A 718-nucleotide genomic window follows, 5' to 3' on the forward strand; every position below is an offset into this window, starting at 1 on the left:
GCTCAGTAGCGCGGGGTGCCCCGGCCGCGCTGCACCGCCGGGCCGCGCCGGTCCCGGGCCCGCCAGCAGCCGCTGTGCCAGTGCCGCCGGTCGGTCAGGTCACCCAGGCCGTCCGCCGGCCAGGCCACCAGGTGCGCCACCCCGGGTCGGATCTCCTGGTCACAACCGGGGCAACGGTACGTCTTGACCGACGCGCCGGCGCCGATGCCGCGTACCTGCCAGGCGCCGTCGGTCCATTGCTGCACCGAGGCGACGCCCTGCCGGACCCGGTCGGCGTCCAGGTTGGCGTTCTCGTCCCGGCGAGGGCGATTGCGACGGGGGCTCACAGTCACCAAGCGTACGTCCGGCGGGTGCGGCCGCCCGGGGCGGTCACCAGGTCGTGGGTCGGTCCAGGTGCTCGGCGACCTGCACCCCGCCCAGCACCGTCGCCGCGTCCTCCTCGGTGAAACCCTCGTTCGGCCGGCCCCAACCGGCGGTGACTTGGGCCTTCGGGACGTCGAGCAACTCCATCGTCTCGCCCTGCGGGTCGACGTAGGCCGGCCGCCCGGCCGCCGTCGCGTTGGGTTCCGGGCGGTCACCGACGATGCTGTGCGGGGATCGGAGCCGCACCTCCATCGAGCGGAACCCGCTCCCGTTGACGACCAGCGAGACGTCCAGCGCGGCCGGGAGGTTGGCCACGGTGACCTCGCATCCGGCACTCCACGCCCCGGCCGCGCTG

General features: G+C 74.9%; 1 protein-coding gene and 1 pseudogene. Both read right to left on the reverse strand.

Going from position 1 to position 718, the window contains the following annotated elements; genetic code table 11:
• Window positions 1–2 precede the first annotated feature (2 nt).
• Complete coding sequence (locus KBX53_RS34855; RefSeq protein ID WP_244236068.1) at window positions 3–326, reverse strand: hypothetical protein; 324 nt, start codon at window positions 324–326, stop codon at window positions 3–5.
• A gap of 43 nt (window positions 327–369) precedes the next feature.
• A pseudogene (locus tag KBX53_RS34860) lies at window positions 370–718 on the reverse strand (hypothetical protein); the annotation flags it as partial.

It is taken from the genome of Micromonospora sp. M51, assembly GCF_018070305.1.
Classification (GTDB): domain Bacteria; phylum Actinomycetota; class Actinomycetes; order Mycobacteriales; family Micromonosporaceae; genus Micromonospora; species Micromonospora parva.